Genomic DNA, 15703 nt, shown 5'->3' on the forward strand with positions numbered 1-15703 from the left:
TCTGCGAGGCCGCGCAGCGGCGTAGCCTCCGGTTCATGGGGAGTCGCAGGGGTGTGGTCCGGTCGGTGTCGGTCGCGCTGGCGAGCGCGGTGGTGGCGATGACGGGAGCAGGGGCCGTCGCCGCCGAGCGGACGGTAACCGCTGCGGGACCGTGCACCTACGCGCACCTGTCGGTGCAGCCGAAGGTCGTGCTCTCCGTCCCGTACCGGACCCTGGCGGCGACGGTGACGACGGACTGCCAGGACTTCGAGTACTTCACCAACACGTGGGACTCGTGGGTCGGAGTCGCCGGCGGCGCCGTCCAGGGCACCGTCATCTTCACGACGTCCGCCAGCACCGTGACCCGGGGGATCGATGAGTACCCTCAGGTGCCGGACACCGCGCGGCTCGGTGTCTGGACGTGGACGCCTCAGCGCACGCTGCCGCCCCTGGCACTCGCCGACCTCAACACGGTCCGGATGGACGTGCGGCTCGGGTCCGCCAGCTACGTCGCAGCCCGGCGCTCGGGCGCGACGGTGACCGTCAGCACCCGCTCCTACCGCTACTGGACCTCGACGCACGCCTTCGGCCCGTGGGGCCGTGCCACGGGCGTCATCGAGTGGCGCACGACCGGGACGACCGCCTGGCACGGCCTGAAGAACGTCTATGCCGACGACCTCGGGCGCTACTCCTACCGCTACACCGTCTCCGCCGTGCGGGAGTACCGCGTCCGGATGTTCGACCAGTCCTACGTCTGGGGCTTCCCCAGCGCGGCCCCGGCGCGCGCCTGACGCGCAGGGACCCCACACGCGGGAGCGGCGTCCGATTCCGCAGGCCCGAACAGCCCGGGCACCGCTGGAACCGAACGCCGCTCCGGGCGTCGGGCTGCGGATCGGTCAGAAGCCGAAGTCCCCGCCGCCGAAGTCGCCCCCGAAGTCGCCTCCACCGGCGAAGTCCCCTCCGCCACCGAAGTCCCCGAAGTCGGACCCACCGGCGTCTCCGCCGGCGTCTCCACCGGCGTCTCTACCGGCGTCTCCACCGGCATCTCCACCGTCACCGGCGTCGGCCGTCGCGCCACCGGCCTCCTGCGCCTCGGGGGAGGAGTCGTACCCGCCGAGCATCATGTCGGCGAGGGCGGACCCGACGACGACGCCGGCGATGGTGCCGAGCATCGAGCCCGCGATCATCCCGCCCATGCCCATCCCGCCGGGCCGTCCGCCGCCGAACGCACCCTGGAGGTAGCCGGGGCGCCCCATCTCGGCACGGGTCGCGCTGCGGGCGAGGTCGGCGGGCTGGTCGCTGCGCGGCCGCTCGCCCTCGGGCAGGTCCTCGTTGAGGCGCTGGAGCACCATCTGGCGCTGCTCGGGCGACAGCGTGGCGAACGCCTCGGTGTGCACCCGCTCGATGTCCTCGGGAGGTGCGGTGCGCAGGAGGTACCGGTAGCGGGCGATGGCGCGCTCGTCCTCGCTGGAGGCGCCACCGTGGGGCGCGGGCACGGCATACGGCTGCCCGCTCGGGGGCTGTGGGGGCTGCTGCTGTGAGGGCTGGGTCTGCTGCTGGAGCGGTTCGCGTCCGAGCAGCTTGTCGAGGAATCCCATGTCGTCTCCTGGTGTCGGCGGTGCGTCGGCGTCGCACTCGTCGGGTACCTACCCCAACGAACGGCGGGTGGGAGCGTTCCGGCGGCGCACGGCCTGAACCCGCCGGGAACGCACGAAGCCACCCGCGAACGGGTGGCTTCGTGCCCGGCGACACCCCCCAACGGCATACGCACGGCGACGGGGACCTGCTGGTTCAGAGGTGGTTCTCGGCCTCCGTCAGCACCGAGCGCAGGCGCGACTCGATGTCGTCGAACTGCTCCGGACCCATGATGAGCGGCGGCGCGAGCTGGATGACGGGGTCGCCGCGGTCGTCGGCGCGGCAGTAGAGGCCGGCGTCGAAGAGGGCCTTGGAGAGGAAGCCGCGCAGCAGACGCTCGGACTCGGCGTCGTTGAAGGTCTCGCGGGTGGCTTTGTCCTTGACGAGCTCGATGCCGTAGAAGTAGCCCGCGCCTCGGACGTCACCCACGAGCGGCAGGTCGAGCAGCTTGTCGAGCGTCGCCTTGAAGATCGGGGCGTTCTGCTTGACCCGGTCGTTGAGGCCCTCGCGCTCGAAGATGTCGAGGTTGGCCATCGCCACCGCGGCGGAGACGGGGTGGCCACCGAAGGTGTAGCCGTGCGGGAAGTATGTCGTGCCCGACTTGAACGGCTCGAAGAGCCGGTCGCTCGCGATCATGGCGCCGATGGGGGAGTAGCCGCTCGTCATGCCCTTGGCGCAGGTGATGATGTCGGGCACGTAGCCGAAGTCGTCGCACGCGAACATCGAGCCGATGCGGCCGAACGAGCAGATGACCTCGTCGGACACGAGCAGCACGTCGTACTCGTCGCAGATCTCGCGGACCCGCTCGAAGTAGCCGGCCGGCGGCGGGAAGCAGCCACCGGAGTTCTGCACCGGCTCGAGGAAGACGGCGGCCACGGTGTCGGGACCCTCGAACTCGATGGCCTCGGCGATGCGGTCGGCGGCCCAGCGGCCGAAGGCCTTCTCGTCGCCCTGGAGGTGCTCGGGAGCGCGGTAGAGGTTCGTGTTCGGGACCTTGTGCGCGCCGGGCACGAGCGGCTCGAACATCTCCTTGGCCGCCGGGATGCCGGTGATCGACAGGGCGCCCTGGGGCGTGCCGTGGTAGGCGACGGCGCGCGAGATGACCTTGTGCTTCGTCGGCTTGCCGGTCAGCTTGAAGTACTGCTTGGCCAGCTTCCACGCGGTCTCGACGGCCTCGCCGCCACCGGTGGTGAAGAAGACGCGGTTGAGGTCGCCGGGGGCGTGGCTCGCGAGCCGCTCGGCGAGCTCGATCGCCTTGGGGTGCGCGTAGCTCCACAGCGGGAAGAAGGCGAGCTCCTTGGCCTGCTTGGCGGCTGCCTCGGCGAGCTCCTCGCGGCCGTGGCCCACCTGGACGACGAAGAGGCCGGCGAGCCCGTCGATGTACTCGTTGCCGCGGTCGTCCCAGATCTTCCAGCCCTGGCCCTTGGTGATGATGGGGACCGTGTGGCCGAGGCCGCCGTCGCTGCGGTCCTCGAAGACCGAGTGGCGGGTGAAGTGCATCCACAGGTGGTCGCGGGCCGCCTCCGAGTGGAGCGTGCCGGCCGGCGTGCGGTGGTCCGAGGTGGGTTCCCAGACCTCGTTCGGGTTGATGCTCATCGTGTACCCCAGTTGTAGAGCTGTTTGTTGAGTTTCAGGTAGACGAACGTCTCGGTGGCCGTCACACCCGGAAGGCGCCGGATGCGGCCCGTGAGCAGCTCGAGCAGGTGGTCGTCGTCCTCGCAGACGACCTCGGCGAGCACGTCGAAGCTGCCAGCCGTGGTGACGACGTAGCCGACCTCGTCGATGCCCGACAACGCGTCGGTCACCGGCGTGATGTCGCCGGACACGCGCAGGCCGACCATCGCCTGGCGCTGGAACCCGACCTGCAACGGGTCCGTCACGGCGACGATCTGCATGACGTCGGCGTCGAGCAGGCGCTGCACGCGCTGGCGCACCGCCGCCTCGGAGAGGCCGACCTCCTGGGCGATGGACGCGTAGGACTTGCGCCCGTCGTGCTGGAGAAGCTCGATGATCGTCTTGCTCACGTCGTCGAGGTTGACCGAGGGTTTCTTGGCACCGTTGCCCCCGGAGCCGGCCGCGTTGGCCACGCCACGGATGGTCGTCATGCGCCGATCTTGACGTGTGGAACACGCTGTTGGCAAGTCCCTTCGCAACTGATTCCGAAGTTTCTTGTCGCTAACTCTTCCTGATTGCGAAGGTCTGCGTCTAGCATTCCCGCATGACTTCCCAGCCCCGCCAGCTCCGCAACTTCATCGGTGGCCAGTACGTCGACCCCGAGGGCGACGCGACGACCGACATCGTCGACCCGTCGACCGCCCAGGTCGTCGCCAAGGCCCCCGTGAGCACCCAGTCCGACGTCGACCGGGCATATGCCGCGGCGTCGACCGCGTTCGAGACGTGGGGCGACACGACCCCGGGCGAGCGCCAGGCGGCCCTGCTGAAGTTCGCCGACGCCATCGAGGCCCACGCCGACGACTTCGTGCGGCTCGAGGCCGAGAACACCGGCAAGCCGCACGCCCTGACGGCGAGCGAGGAGATCCCGCCGATGCTCGACCAGCTGCGCTTCTTCGCGGGTGCGGCGCGCGTGCTCGAGGGCAAGTCGGCCGGCGAGTACATGAAGGGCCACACCTCCTTCGTGCGGCGCGAGCCGATCGGTGTCGTCGGGCAGGTGACGCCGTGGAACTACCCGATGATGATGGCGATGTGGAAGATCGCCCCGGCGCTCGCCGCGGGCAACGCCATCGTCCTCAAGCCGTCCGACACGACCCCCGAGACGACGCTCCTGCTCGCCGAGCTCGCCTCGGAGTTCCTGCCCGCTGGCACCTTCAACGTCATCACGGGTGACCGCGAGACCGGCCGCATGCTCGTCGAGCACCCAACGCCCGCCCTCGTCGCGATCACCGGCTCCGTTCGGGCCGGCATGCAGGTGGCCGAGAGCGCGTCGCGCGACCTCAAGCGCGTCCACCTCGAGCTCGGCGGCAAGGCGCCCGTCATCGTCTTCGACGACGCCGACATCGAGGCGGCCGTCGAGGGCATCGCCATCGGTGGCTACTTCAACGCGGGGCAGGACTGCACCGCCGCGACCCGCGTCCTCGCCGGTCCCCGGATCCACGACGACTTCGTCGCCGCGCTCGCCGAGTACGCCAAGAACTCGGCCAAGGTCGGCATGCCCGACGACCCGGACGCGCTCTTCGGCCCGGTCAACAACCCCAACCAGGTCGCCCACGTCGGGGGCATGATCGACCGTCTGCCCGACCACGCCCGCATCGAGGCCGGCGGCCGCCGCGCCGAGGGGCTCGGTGACGGCTTCTTCTTCGAGCCCACGGTGCTCGCCGGCCTCCGCCAGGACGACGAGCAGATCCAGAACGAGATCTTCGGCCCCGTCATCACGGTGCAGAGGTTCTCGGACGAGGCCGAGGCGCTCGCCTGGGCCAACGGGGTGCAGTACGGCCTCGCGTCGTCCGTGTGGACGCGCGACTTCGGCAAGGCCATGCGCATGAGCAAGCGGCTCGACTTCGGGTGCGTCTGGATCAACACCCACATCCCGGTCGTCGCCGAGATGCCGCACGGGGGTTTCAAGCACAGCGGCTACGGCAAGGACCTGTCGATGTACGGCCTCGAGGACTACACCCGCATCAAGCACGTCATGGCCAACATCGACTCCTGACCGGGTCGCCACAGGGGCAGCAGCACCGACGGACAGAGACGTCCGAACTCCCGGTCCGCTCGGACCGGGAGTGTTCACCAGCACGTGAAGGAGAAGGCGTGAACAGCCGTCGTCCCCCCTCGGACCCGGGTATCCGGTCCCTGATCTCCCTGGCCGCCTCGTCCGGCCTCTCCCGCCGCGGTCTGCTCGGGGGCGGCGCGGCCGGCCTCGCCGCCCTCGGCCTGTCCGCCTGCGCCCCTCCCGCGCCACCGAGCTCGGCTGGCGGGGCCCCGGTGCTCCAGCTGCCGAAGGACGTCTCGGACACCGAGAAGATCGTCAAGTTCGCGAACTGGACGGCCTACCTCGACTACGACGACAAGACGAAGACCTACCCCACGCTCGAGGCCTTCCAGAAGAAGACCGGGATCACGGTCACCTACTCGGAGGACATCGAGGACAACGACTCCTACGAGACGAAGATCGAGCCGCAGCTGCAGGCCAAGCAGGACATCGACCGCGACATCTTCGTCTTCACCGACTGGATGGCCAACCGGATGATCCAGCGGGGCTTCGTCCAGCCGCTCGAGCTGATCCGCATGCGCAACGCGGCGAACATCCGGCCCATCCTCCAGGACGTGTCGTTCGACCCGGGTCGCAACCACTCGCTGACGTGGCAGAGCGGGTTCGCCGGCATCGGCTACCACAAGGGCAAGGTCGGTCGTGAGCTCAAGACGCTCGACGACCTCTTCGCTCCCGATCTCAAGGGCAAGATCACCGCGCTGTCGGAGTTCCGCGACACCGTCGGCCTCATCATGCTGTGGCAGGGCGTCGACATCTCCCAGAGCTTCACCGAGGCCCAGTTCCAGAAGGCCGTCGACGAGGTCACGAAGCAGGTGTCCGACGGTCAGATCCGCCGCATCAAGGGCAACTCCTACCTCCAGGACCTCACGAGCGGCAACGCCATCGCCGGCATCGTGTGGAGCGGCGACATCGCTCAGCTGCAGTCCAACACCAAGGACGACAACTGGACCTTCGTCATGCCCGAGAGCAAGGGCACGCTCTGGAGCGACAACATGATGGTCCCCATCACCTCGCGGCACCGTCGCAACGCCCAGAAGCTCATGGACTACTACTACGACCCCCTCGTCGCAGCGAAGGTCGCCGCGTACGTCGCCTACATCTGTCCGGTCGAGGGTGCCCAGGACCAGATGAAGAAGGTCGACCCGACCCTCGTCGACGACCCGATGATCTTCCCCACGGAGGAGTACCTCAGGAAGGAGACGCGCAGCTTCCGGGCGCTGTCACCGGCCGAGGACCAGAAGTTCTCCCAGATCTGGAGCAAGGCGGTGGGCAACTGATGGCCACGAACACCCGCGAGGCGCACGGCGACCTCGTCCTCGAGAACGTCACCAAGGAGTTCGCCGACTTCACGGCGGTCGACGACCTGTCGCTCGTCGTGCCCCGTGGCTCGTTCTTCGCCCTGCTCGGACCGTCGGGCTGCGGCAAGACCACGACCCTGCGCATGGTCGCCGGTCTCGAGCAGCCCACCGGCGGAAGGGTGCTCATCGGCGAGACGGACATCACGGGGACCCGTCCGCACGAGCGGCCGGTCAACACGGTCTTCCAGAGCTACGCGCTCTTCCCGCACCTGACGGTCCGGGAGAACGTCGCCTTCGGGCCCAAGCGGCGCAAGGCCGCCGACGCGATGCGTCTGGCCGACGACGCGCTCGAGCTCGTCCAGCTCTCGCACCTGGCGGCCCGCAAGCCCGGTCAGCTCTCGGGTGGGCAGCAGCAGCGCGTGGCGCTGGCCCGAGCCGTCGTCAACCAGCCCGAGGTGCTGCTGCTCGACGAGCCCCTCGGTGCCCTCGACCTCAAGCTGCGCCGCCAGATGCAGGTCGAGCTCAAGCGCATCCAGAGCGAGGTCGGGCTCACCTTCATCCACGTGACGCACGACCAGGAGGAGGCCATGACCATGGCCGACACCGTCGCCGTCATGAACCGTGGCCGTATCGAGCAGATGGGACCGCCCGAGCGGCTGTACGACCTGCCGCAGACCGCCTTCGTCGCCAACTTCGTGGGGCAGTCCAACCTCGGGGTCGGACGCATCCACGGTACGGACGGTGACTTCATCGTCGCCGAGGTGAGCGACACGAAGGTCCGGATCCCCAAGCAGCGCAGCGAGATCCACGACGGCCAGGTGATGTTCGGAGTGCGTCCCGAGAAGGTGCGCATCCACGAGTCGCAGCCCGTCGGCACGGGCAACGACGTGCGGGCCGTCGTCACCGACGTCTCCTTCACGGGCGTGGCCACGCAGTACCTCGTCACCGTCCCGAGCGGCGCCAACTGGACCGTCTACGAGCAGAACCTCGACGTCGAGCCCATCAGCCTCCGGCCCGGCGACGACGTGTGGCTGTCGTGGGACCCGACGCACGCCTTCGGGGTCCCCGTCGACGAGGACGGTCGCAAGGCCGCCCTCGCGGAGGACGGCGCATGACGACCGCCTTCGCTGCGAGTGCACGCGAGGCCGGTGACCCGCAGCTGACGCCGCCGCGCCGCGGGGGCAGGCGACGGGGATGGACCCCCTATCTGCTGCTCGTGCCCGGCCTGCTGTGGCTGACGCTCTTCTTCATCGTGCCGCTCGTCCAGCTCGGTTCGGCGAGCCTGCAGTCGCAGTGGCCCGGCGCGCCCGGCTACTACTACCGCGACGTCAACGTCGGCAACTACGTCGACGCCCTGAGCAGCTACGGGGTGCACTTCCTGCGCTCGCTGGCCTACGCGGGTCTGGCCACGGTGCTGTGCTTCGTCATCGCCTTCCCGCTCGCGTACGCCATGGCGTTCAAGGCCGGCCGGTGGCGCAACGTCATGCTCATCCTCGTCGTGGCGCCGTTCTTCACGTCCTTCATCCTGCGCACCATCGCCTGGCGCCAGATCCTCGCCGACGACGCACCGCTCGCGCGGACGCTCAACGCGCTGCACCTGCTGCCGGGTGGACACATCACGGAGACGTGGGTCGCGGTCGTGGCCGGCCTGACCTACAACTTCCTGCCGTTCATGGTGCTGCCGATCTACACGAGCCTCGAACGCGCCGACCCCCGTCTGCTCGAGGCGGGCCGCGACCTCTACGCCGACCGGCTCACGACGCTGCGGACGGTCACGATCCCGCTCGCCGCGCCCGGCATCCTCGCCGGCACCCTGCTCACGTTCATCCCGGCGGCCGGCGACTACGTCAACGCCGAGCTGCTCGGCTCGGACACGAGCACCAAGATGGTCGGCAACGTCATCAACAGCCAGTTCTTCACGGTGCTCGGTGGGTATCCCACGGCCGCGGCGCTCTCGATCAGCCTCATGATCCTGATCCTCGTGCTCGTCCTCGGCTACGTCCGCCGCTTCGGGACGGAGGAGGTCCTGTGAGTCGTACACGGTCCTGGGTCAGCGACCACCTCGCGATGATCATCGCGGTCGCCGTCCTCGTCTACCTCTTCCTGCCGGTGCTCTACACGTTCGTCTTCTCCTTCAACAACTACCGTCGGTCCAACATCACGTGGAACCCCGAGGGGAGCCCGACGTTGAAGCACTGGGCCAACCCGTGCGGCGCGCCCGGAGTCTGCCCGGCTCTCGTCGAGAGCATCAAGATCGGTGCCCTCGCGACGCTGGTGGCCACGATCCTCGGGACCCTCATCGCGTTCGCCCTCGTGCGCTACGTGTTCCGTGGCCGCAGCTCCACCAACGTGCTCGTCTTCCTGCCGATGGCGACCCCCGAGGTGGTGCTCGGGGCGAGCCTGCTGACGATCTTCATCCAGGGCTTCCGCATGGACCTCGGCTTCTGGACCGTCGTCATCGCGCACATCATGTTCTGCATCAGCTTCGTCGTCGTGACCGTCAAGGCCCGGCTGCAGAGTCTCGACCCGCGCCTGGAGGAGGCGGCGTCGGACCTCTACGCCAACCCGAGGACGACGTTCCTGCGGATCACCTTCCCGCTCGCGCTGCCGGGCATCGTGGCCGCAGCGCTGCTGTCCTTCTCGCTGTCGTTCGACGACTTCATCATCACCAACTTCGTCTCCGGCAACGAGACGACGTTCCCGAAGTTCGTCTACGTGTCCTACACCCGCGGCATCCCGGCCCAGGCCAACGTCATCGGGTTCTCGATGTTCCTCATCGCCGTCCTCTGCGTCATCGCCGCCCAGATCATCGGGAGCCGACGTCGCGGGGTCGCGGCCTGACCTCTGGAGTGAATGTTCTTGCGTGTCCTCATGATCGGCTCCGGTGGGGTCGGTGACGCCGCTGCGCGCATCGCGTCCGAGCGAGACTTCTTCGAGCGCTGGGTCGTCGCCGACTACGACGTGACGCGTGCCGAGCGCACCGTCGCCGCCGTGGTCGGACGGCGTGCGGGGGAGGGGCGTTTCGTCTCGGCCCAGGTGGACGCGTCGTCGGCCGAGGCCGTGACGCAGCTCGCCCTGGAGCACTCGGCGACGCACGTCTTCAACGCCGTCGACCCGAAGTTCAACATGTCGATCTTCGACGGGGCCAGGGCTGCCGGCGCCGACTACCTCGACATGGCGATGAGCTTGTCGCAGCGTCACCCGGAGCGCCCCTACGAGGAGGTCGGCGTCATGCTCGGCGACGAGCAGTTCGCCGTCGCGGACGAGTGGGAGGCCGAGGGGCGTCTCGCCCTCGTCGGCATCGGTGTCGAGCCGGGCCTGTCGGACGTCTTCGCCCGGTATGCCGCCGACCACCTGTTCGAGCAGATCGACGAGCTGGGCACGCGCGACGGCGCCAACCTCGTCGTGCACGACGACGACGGCAACGAAGTCTTCGCCCCGAGCTTCTCGATGTGGACGACGATCGAGGAGTGCCTCAACCCACCCGTCGTGTGGGAGAAGGGCCGGGGGTGGTTCACGACCGCGCCGTTCAGCGAGCCCGAGGTCTTCGACTTCCCGGAGGGGATCGGGCCGGTCGAGTGCGTCAACGTCGAGCACGAGGAGGTCCTGCTCATGCCGCGCTGGGTCGACGCCCGGCGCGTCACCTTCAAGTACGGCCTCGGCGATGAGTTCATCGGCATCCTCAAGGTGCTGAACACGCTCGGCCTGGACCGCACGTCGCCGATCACCGTCAAGGGCGTCGAGGTCTCGCCGCGCGACGTCGTCGCGGCCGCCCTGCCCGACCCCGCGACCATCGGACCGCGCATGACCGGCAAGACGTGCGCGGGGCTCTACGTCACCGGCACCGGCAAGGACGGCCGGCCGCGCCGGACGTACCTCTACCACGTCGTCGACAACGCCGAGACGATGGCGGGCTACGACGCCCAGTGCGTCGTGTGGCAGACGGCGGTCAACCCCGTCGTCGCCCTCGAGCTGCTCGCCCGCGGCACGTGGAAGGGTGCGGGCGTCCTCGGGCCCGAGGCCTTCGACGCGGTGCCGTTCCTCGACCTGCTGGCCGCCGCGAAGCCGGAGGGCTACGGCTCTCCCTGGGGCATCGACGAGCGCTGAGCGGGCACGTCCCGCCGGCCCCGCAGGGCCGGCGACGACCACCACGACGACAGGATTAGGGTTTCAGTCATGGCAGCGGTGACACAGAAGTCAGTGATCGACGCAGTGCCCAAGGGCCTGCTCATCGGTGGGCAGTGGCGGGACGGCAGCGACGGGGAGACCATCGCGGTCGACGACCCCTCCAACGGCCGGCTGCTCACCCACGTCGCCGCAGCGTCGGTCGCGGACGGTCGGGCCGCCCTCGACGCCGCCGTGGCGGCGCAGGCCGACTGGGCCCGGACGGCACCGCGCGAGCGTGGCGAGCTGCTGCGCACGGCATACGAGAAGATCACCGAGCGCGCGGAGGAGTTCGCGATGCTCATGACGCTCGAGATGGGCAAGACCCTCGCCGAGAGCCGCGGTGAGGTCGCCTACGGCGCCGAGTTCTTCCGGTGGTTCTCCGAGGAGGCCGTGCGCATCTCGGGCCGCTGGTCGACGGCGCCCAACGGCGCGACCCGCCTCATGACGATGAAGCAGCCGGTCGGCCCGACCCTGATGATCACGCCGTGGAACTTCCCGCTCGCGATGGGCACGCGCAAGATCGGTCCGGCCATCGCCGCGGGCTGCACCATGGTCGTCAAGCCGGCGAGCCAGACACCGCTCACGATGCTCGCCCTCGCCGAGCTGCTCCGCGAGTGCGGCCTGCCCGACGGCGTGCTCAACGTCGTCATGACGACGCACGGCACCACCGGTGACGTCATGGAGCCCCTCATCCGCGACCCGCGCCTGCGCAAGCTGACCTTCACCGGGTCGACGCCCGTGGGCCGCTCGCTCATGGAGCAGGCCTCGCAGGGCATCCTGCGCGTCTCGATGGAGCTCGGCGGCAACGCCCCGTTCCTCGTCTTCGGCGACGCCGACGTCGACCAGGCCGTCGAGGGCGCGATGCTCGCCAAGATGCGCAACATGGGCGAGGCGTGCACCGCCGCGAACCGCTTCTACGTCCATGAGTCGCTCGCCGACGAGTTCAGCGCCAAGCTGGCGCGCCGGATGGGGGCCCTCACCCTCGGCAAGGGCACCAAGGACGGCGTCGACGTCGGCCCCCTCGTCGACGAGAAGGCCCGCGACAAGGTCTCGGCGCTCGTCGACGACGCCGTCGCCAAGGGCGCCAAGGTCCTCGTCGGGGGTTCGGCGCCGGAGGGCCCCGGATGGTTCTACAACCCGACCGTGCTCGCCGACGTCCCGGCCGACGCCGACATGGCGCGCGAGGAGATCTTCGGTCCCGTCGCGCCCGTGACGACGTTCCGCACCGACGCCGAGGCCATCCGCCTCGCGAACGACACCGAGTACGGCCTCGTCGCCTACCTGTTCACCAAGGACCTCTCCCGCGCCATCACGATGAGCGAGGCCCTCGAGTACGGCATGGTCGGCGTCAACCAGGGCATCGTCTCCAACCCGGCGGCTCCCTTCGGCGGCGTCAAGGCCTCGGGGGTCGGCCGCGAGGGCGGTTTCGAGGGCATCGACGAGTACCTCGAGACGAAGTACGTCGGCATCGCCCTCTGACGGGGCACCTTCGCCGAACCGGCCCGTCACCGTGCCGCGCTGTGGTCCAATCTGCGCATGGTGACACCAGCCGGTCCGCGTGACGCCGGATCCCTGCGTCCGCTCGATGCCCTCCTCAGCGAGACGGACGAGGTCCTGCGTCGTGGCGCCCCGGCCGGCGCGCGCGTCTGGTCGACCGGCTTCGCGGCGCTCGACACCGTGCTCACGGGAGGCTTCCGCTCCGGCGAGCTCGTCCTGCTCGGCGGGCCGGCAGGCCACGGCAAGACGACGCTCGGCGTCCAGCTCGCCCGCAACGTCGTCGCCGCAGGCTCGACCGCCCTCGTCTTCTCCTACGAGCACGAGAGCCACACCCTGCTCGAGCGACTCATCTCGATGGAGGCGGCCGAGGGCGACCCCGGCGAGGTGGCGGGCGTCATCGACGTGCGCCGGGCGCTGGAGACCGCCCTGGACGGCGCGTCGCTCGACGCGCTGCTCGGCGGCCTGCCCGGGGGGTCCCGAGCGCACGCGGCGCTCGTCGGCTACGGCGACCGGCTCCAGATCCACGAGTCGTCCGGGGCGACGACGACGCTCGAGCAGATCCGGGCGACCGTCGACCGCGTCACCGAGGCGACGGGCCAGGCCCCCTTCGTCCTGCTCGACTACATCCAGAAGCTGCCCGTCGACCGGGACGGTGAGGACGAGCGCATCACGGCGGCCGCCGAGGGCCTCAAGGACCTTGCCCTGTCGGCACGGGTGCCCGTCGTCGCGATCTCGGCCGCCGACAAGGACGCCCTGGCCGCGGGCCACCGGATGCGCACCCACGACCTGCGTGGCTCGTCGGCGCTCGCCTTCGAGGCCGACGTCGTGCTCATCGTCAACGACAAGGTCGACATCGTCTCGCGCGAACACCTCGTCTACGACCTCGGCAACATCCAGCGCTTCCGCGGTTGGTCGGTCGTCAGCGTCGAGAAGAACCGCCACGGCAAGGCCCACGTCGAGCTCGAGTTCGCCAAGGACTTCGAGCACGGGCGTTTCCACACCGAGGGCCAGGAGGTCACCGAACGGCTCATCGACGACCGGGTCTTCGTCTCCTGACCTCGGTCGGTCGTATGCCGTGTCGCGAGGACGTGCGAGAACGGCACCCTCGTGCGACGGCCCCGTGACGGCATACGCACTCGGGCGTCAGCGGGTGACGACGGTGACGTGGAGGTCGTCCCGTTCGTCGGCGACCTGCTCGAGGATCTCCACGACGGTGTCGTAGGCGTCGCGGTCCTGCTCCCGCAGCGTGGCCGCGTGGTCCCAGACGAGCTCGATGGGCACACCTCGCGCGCCGTCGAGGTCGCGCAGCGCGTCGAGGAGGGCGTCCCAGTTGTGCCCGAACCAGTCGGGCAGGTCGAGCCCGGAGGCGAAGGCCTCGAGCACGCCGGCCTTGTCGCCGCCGCCGGAGACGACGCGCACGTCATGGCCCAGCCAGCGCAGCTGCGCGATGTGGTCGTCGGCCTCGCTGTGCCGGCCGAGGAACGTCGTCACGTGCCCTCCCTGATGCGGCTGAACGACGCGTAGTGGTCGTCGGTCCAGTACGTCTCGCCCCGGCTGCCCGTGATGATGCGTCGGGCCCCGCGGTCGGCCGATCCCGGTGTCACGACGGTGAACTCGCGGTAGTAGCCGCGGGCCTTCGCCGGCAGCAGGCCCTCCCGGTTGGTGAAGGTCTGGTTGTCGCTGCGCGGGTAGGGGAAGGGGCCGCCGGCGCGGATGAGGGCCAGGGTGTCCTGGGCCTGTCGCGGCAGGGCCGACTCGTTGACCCACGGGAGTCCCGAGTCGGGGTCGGTCCCGGAGGGGCGAGGCGTGGGACCGGCGGTGGCGGCCGCCCCCTGGCCACCCGGCGTCGACGGCGAGGTCGGCCCCTGGGCGCCTCTGACGACGATCCAGGCCAGCACGACGAGGGCCACGGCGAGGACGCCGAGCAGCACCTGACGCGAGCCGAGCGTCTTCACGCCCTCATCATGCCCCAGGCGCGAAAACCGGGAATCCTCTGACGGGTGCGGCGCGCTGGGGGGAGACTGCCGGGCGTGAGCCTTCTGCGCGACCTCTTCGGGGACCGGGGCGGTCGCCGTGACGAGCCGGCCCCAGCCGTCGTCGTGCGCGACGTCGGTCACCGGGTCTTCATCGAGCGTCCTCCTGCGGAGGTCTGGCCGCACCTCGTCGCCCCGGAGCCGGGCGCCGAGCTCGGCGTCGACTGTGTGCGGGTGCTCGCGCTACCGGCCCCGGGCCCCGCCGCGCTGCCCGAGTTCGCCGGTGTGTGGCGGCGGTCCAACGGCCGGCTCTGGGTCGGGCTCGCGACGGTCGTCGACGTCGAGCACGGCGTGCAGGTCGTCTCCCGGTCGGCGGACGGCGCGACGGCGCTCACCCTGACCACGACGGTGGAGGCGCTCGACGGGGGCTGCGTCGTCGCCCAGCGGCTCGACGGTCTCGCGCCGACCGACGCCGTCGCGGAGTTCGCGCGGGCCTGGATGGCGCGGGCGCTGCTCGGGCTCAAGGCCGACGTCGAGGGCACCGCGCGCAGCCGGACGGCCGACCCGACGGCCGACGGACCCGTCGCGGACGCGATGGCGAGCGGCTTCGTCGGCCACGGCGTCGCCACAGCCGGCGGGCCAGGGGTCATGCCCGTGCGCGAGACCGCGTCGATCGAGATCGCCGTCGCACCCGACCGGCTCCGGGAGCTGCTCGAGCAGCCCTCGGCCGAGCAGCTGCTCAAGCCGTCGCTCGAGCAGCTCGTGCGACTCGAGCTCGCGGACGAGCCAGGACGCGAGCACGTGCTCGCCGTCCACCGCCAGGCCGACGGGCGCCGGGCGTGCTCGGTCTCGCTCCTCACCCCGACGTCCGAGGCCGGGCGGACCGTCGAGCGCGACCTCACCTCCTCCCACGAGGCCGACGTCGTCACGACGGTCGAGGCGTGCGAGGGCGGGACCCGCCTCACCGAGACCTTCACGGGGTGGCTGCCCGCCGGGCCGGGACGGGTCGTCGACGGATCCGGCATCGCCGCGCTGATGGCCACGCGCCTCGCCGTCGTCAAGAACCTCGCCGAGGCCGGTGTGGTGCCGCAGCGGGACCCGAGCACCGGATTCCTGCCGCCCGGTCAGGTGCCCGACCTGCCTGCCCCCACGGGCGCCCCGTCGAGCGACCTGCCGAGCCCGATGACGCGTCCGCAGGTGCCCGCGGGTCCGGGACCGGACCCGGTCGTGGCTCGCCCGTCCGTGCCGTCGAGCGTCCTGCTTCCGCCGCCCCACGTCGCGGCGCCGGCCGCCGGCTACGACGTCGGGCCGTGGCGGCTGTGGACCGATGACGGCTTCTACGCCGCCGGCGAGGCCTCGTGGTGGTGACGCACTCGAGGGCCACCACGACGACGGGGTGCGCCGTCGGTGCCAGGCGCTAGCGTCGG

The 15703-nt window shown here is 70.3% G+C and carries 15 protein-coding genes; 10 read left to right on the top strand and 5 right to left on the bottom strand.

Annotation, left to right across the window (positions count from 1 at the left end; all coding sequences use genetic code 11):
- Positions 1-35: 35 nt before the first annotated feature.
- Positions 36-770 (top strand): hypothetical protein, encoded by a 735-nt coding sequence (locus tag TAE01_RS03665; RefSeq protein WP_147063493.1) that lies wholly within the window; start codon positions 36-38, stop codon positions 768-770.
- A gap of 105 nt (positions 771-875) precedes the next feature.
- On the opposite strand, the gene TAE01_RS03670 is transcribed toward TAE01_RS03665, so the two are convergent.
- The 3 genes from TAE01_RS03670 to TAE01_RS03680 form a co-directional block, all read right to left on the bottom strand.
- A complete protein-coding gene (locus TAE01_RS03670) occupies positions 876-1577 on the bottom strand; it encodes a hypothetical protein (RefSeq protein ID WP_147063495.1) in 702 nt (233 codons plus the stop codon).
- A 193-nt stretch (positions 1578-1770) separates the two neighbouring features.
- Positions 1771-3210 (bottom strand): aspartate aminotransferase family protein, encoded by a 1440-nt coding sequence (locus TAE01_RS03675; RefSeq protein WP_147063497.1) that lies wholly within the window; start codon positions 3208-3210, stop codon positions 1771-1773.
- Positions 3207-3719, bottom strand: coding sequence for an Lrp/AsnC family transcriptional regulator (locus TAE01_RS03680; RefSeq protein WP_222594050.1), 513 nt, complete (start codon positions 3717-3719; stop codon positions 3207-3209). The genes TAE01_RS03675 and TAE01_RS03680 overlap by 4 nt, the downstream gene beginning before the upstream one ends.
- Before the next feature lie 113 nt (positions 3720-3832).
- On the opposite strand from TAE01_RS03680, the gene TAE01_RS03685 reads away from it, so the two are divergent.
- From TAE01_RS03685 to TAE01_RS03720, 8 genes are all read left to right on the top strand, one after another.
- The gene (locus tag TAE01_RS03685) at positions 3833-5281 is read left to right on the top strand and encodes a gamma-aminobutyraldehyde dehydrogenase (protein WP_147063499.1); all 1449 of its coding nucleotides are present in this window, start codon (positions 3833-3835) and stop codon (positions 5279-5281) included.
- A 98-nt stretch (positions 5282-5379) separates the two neighbouring features.
- The gene (locus TAE01_RS03690) at positions 5380-6618 is read left to right on the top strand and encodes a polyamine ABC transporter substrate-binding protein (protein ID WP_147063502.1); all 1239 of its coding nucleotides are present in this window, start codon (positions 5380-5382) and stop codon (positions 6616-6618) included.
- On the top strand, positions 6618-7754 hold the full coding sequence (locus TAE01_RS03695; RefSeq protein WP_147063504.1) for an ABC transporter ATP-binding protein: 1137 nt from the start codon (positions 6618-6620) through the stop codon (positions 7752-7754). Before TAE01_RS03690 ends, TAE01_RS03695 begins: the two co-directional genes overlap by 1 nt.
- A complete protein-coding gene (locus TAE01_RS03700) occupies positions 7751-8671 on the top strand; it encodes an ABC transporter permease (protein ID WP_147063506.1) in 921 nt (306 codons plus the stop codon). The genes TAE01_RS03695 and TAE01_RS03700 overlap by 4 nt, the downstream gene beginning before the upstream one ends.
- Positions 8672-8706: 35 nt before the next feature.
- On the top strand, positions 8707-9480 hold the full coding sequence (locus TAE01_RS03705; protein WP_147063626.1) for an ABC transporter permease: 774 nt from the start codon (positions 8707-8709) through the stop codon (positions 9478-9480).
- A gap of 18 nt (positions 9481-9498) precedes the next feature.
- Positions 9499-10746 (top strand): saccharopine dehydrogenase family protein, encoded by a 1248-nt coding sequence (locus TAE01_RS03710; RefSeq protein ID WP_147063628.1) that lies wholly within the window; start codon positions 9499-9501, stop codon positions 10744-10746.
- Positions 10747-10815: 69 nt separating this feature from the next.
- The gene (locus TAE01_RS03715; RefSeq protein ID WP_147063507.1) at positions 10816-12285 is read left to right on the top strand and encodes an NAD-dependent succinate-semialdehyde dehydrogenase; all 1470 of its coding nucleotides are present in this window, start codon (positions 10816-10818) and stop codon (positions 12283-12285) included.
- Between the two features lie 57 nt (positions 12286-12342).
- A complete protein-coding gene (locus TAE01_RS03720) occupies positions 12343-13359 on the top strand; it encodes a DnaB-like helicase C-terminal domain-containing protein (RefSeq protein WP_147063509.1) in 1017 nt (338 codons plus the stop codon).
- A gap of 87 nt (positions 13360-13446) precedes the next feature.
- Here TAE01_RS03720 and TAE01_RS03725 read toward each other — a convergent pair whose 3' ends face one another.
- Together TAE01_RS03725 and TAE01_RS03730 are read right to left on the bottom strand one after the other, a co-directional pair.
- Positions 13447-13794, bottom strand: coding sequence for a barstar family protein (locus TAE01_RS03725; protein WP_147063511.1), 348 nt, complete (start codon positions 13792-13794; stop codon positions 13447-13449).
- Positions 13791-14258, bottom strand: a complete 468-nt coding sequence (locus TAE01_RS03730) for a guanyl-specific ribonuclease (RefSeq protein WP_147063513.1) — start codon at positions 14256-14258, stop codon at positions 13791-13793. The genes TAE01_RS03725 and TAE01_RS03730 overlap by 4 nt, the downstream gene beginning before the upstream one ends.
- 75 nt (positions 14259-14333) lie before the next feature.
- Here TAE01_RS03730 and TAE01_RS03735 point away from each other — a divergent pair, with 75 nt between their 5' ends.
- The gene (locus TAE01_RS03735) at positions 14334-15644 is read left to right on the top strand and encodes a hypothetical protein (RefSeq protein ID WP_147063515.1); all 1311 of its coding nucleotides are present in this window, start codon (positions 14334-14336) and stop codon (positions 15642-15644) included.
- Positions 15645-15703: the final 59 nt, after the last annotated feature.

The organism is Terrabacter aerolatus (assembly GCF_007991735.1).
Classification (GTDB): Bacteria; Actinomycetota; Actinomycetes; order Actinomycetales; family Dermatophilaceae; genus Terrabacter; species Terrabacter aerolatus.

What these genes read in the sequence shown, in the direction of transcription:
- TAE01_RS03720 (WP_147063509.1), top strand. Translation starts at nt 12,343, where the DNA reads ATGGTGACACCAGCCGGTCCGCGTGACGCCGGATCCCTGCGTCCGCTC.
- TAE01_RS03680 (WP_222594050.1), bottom strand. Translation starts at nt 3,719, where the DNA reads ATGACGACCATCCGTGGCGTGGCCAACGCGGCCGGCTCCGGGGGCAAC.
- TAE01_RS03705 (WP_147063626.1), top strand. Translation starts at nt 8,707, where the DNA reads ATGATCATCGCGGTCGCCGTCCTCGTCTACCTCTTCCTGCCGGTGCTC.
- TAE01_RS03700 (WP_147063506.1), top strand. Translation starts at nt 7,751, where the DNA reads ATGACGACCGCCTTCGCTGCGAGTGCACGCGAGGCCGGTGACCCGCAG.
- TAE01_RS03715 (WP_147063507.1), top strand. Translation starts at nt 10,816, where the DNA reads ATGGCAGCGGTGACACAGAAGTCAGTGATCGACGCAGTGCCCAAGGGC.
- TAE01_RS03665 (WP_147063493.1), top strand. Translation starts at nt 36, where the DNA reads ATGGGGAGTCGCAGGGGTGTGGTCCGGTCGGTGTCGGTCGCGCTGGCG.
- TAE01_RS03695 (WP_147063504.1), top strand. Translation starts at nt 6,618, where the DNA reads ATGGCCACGAACACCCGCGAGGCGCACGGCGACCTCGTCCTCGAGAAC.
- TAE01_RS03685 (WP_147063499.1), top strand. Translation starts at nt 3,833, where the DNA reads ATGACTTCCCAGCCCCGCCAGCTCCGCAACTTCATCGGTGGCCAGTAC.
- TAE01_RS03670 (WP_147063495.1), bottom strand. Translation starts at nt 1,577, where the DNA reads ATGGGATTCCTCGACAAGCTGCTCGGACGCGAACCGCTCCAGCAGCAG.
- TAE01_RS03675 (WP_147063497.1), bottom strand. Translation starts at nt 3,210, where the DNA reads ATGAGCATCAACCCGAACGAGGTCTGGGAACCCACCTCGGACCACCGC.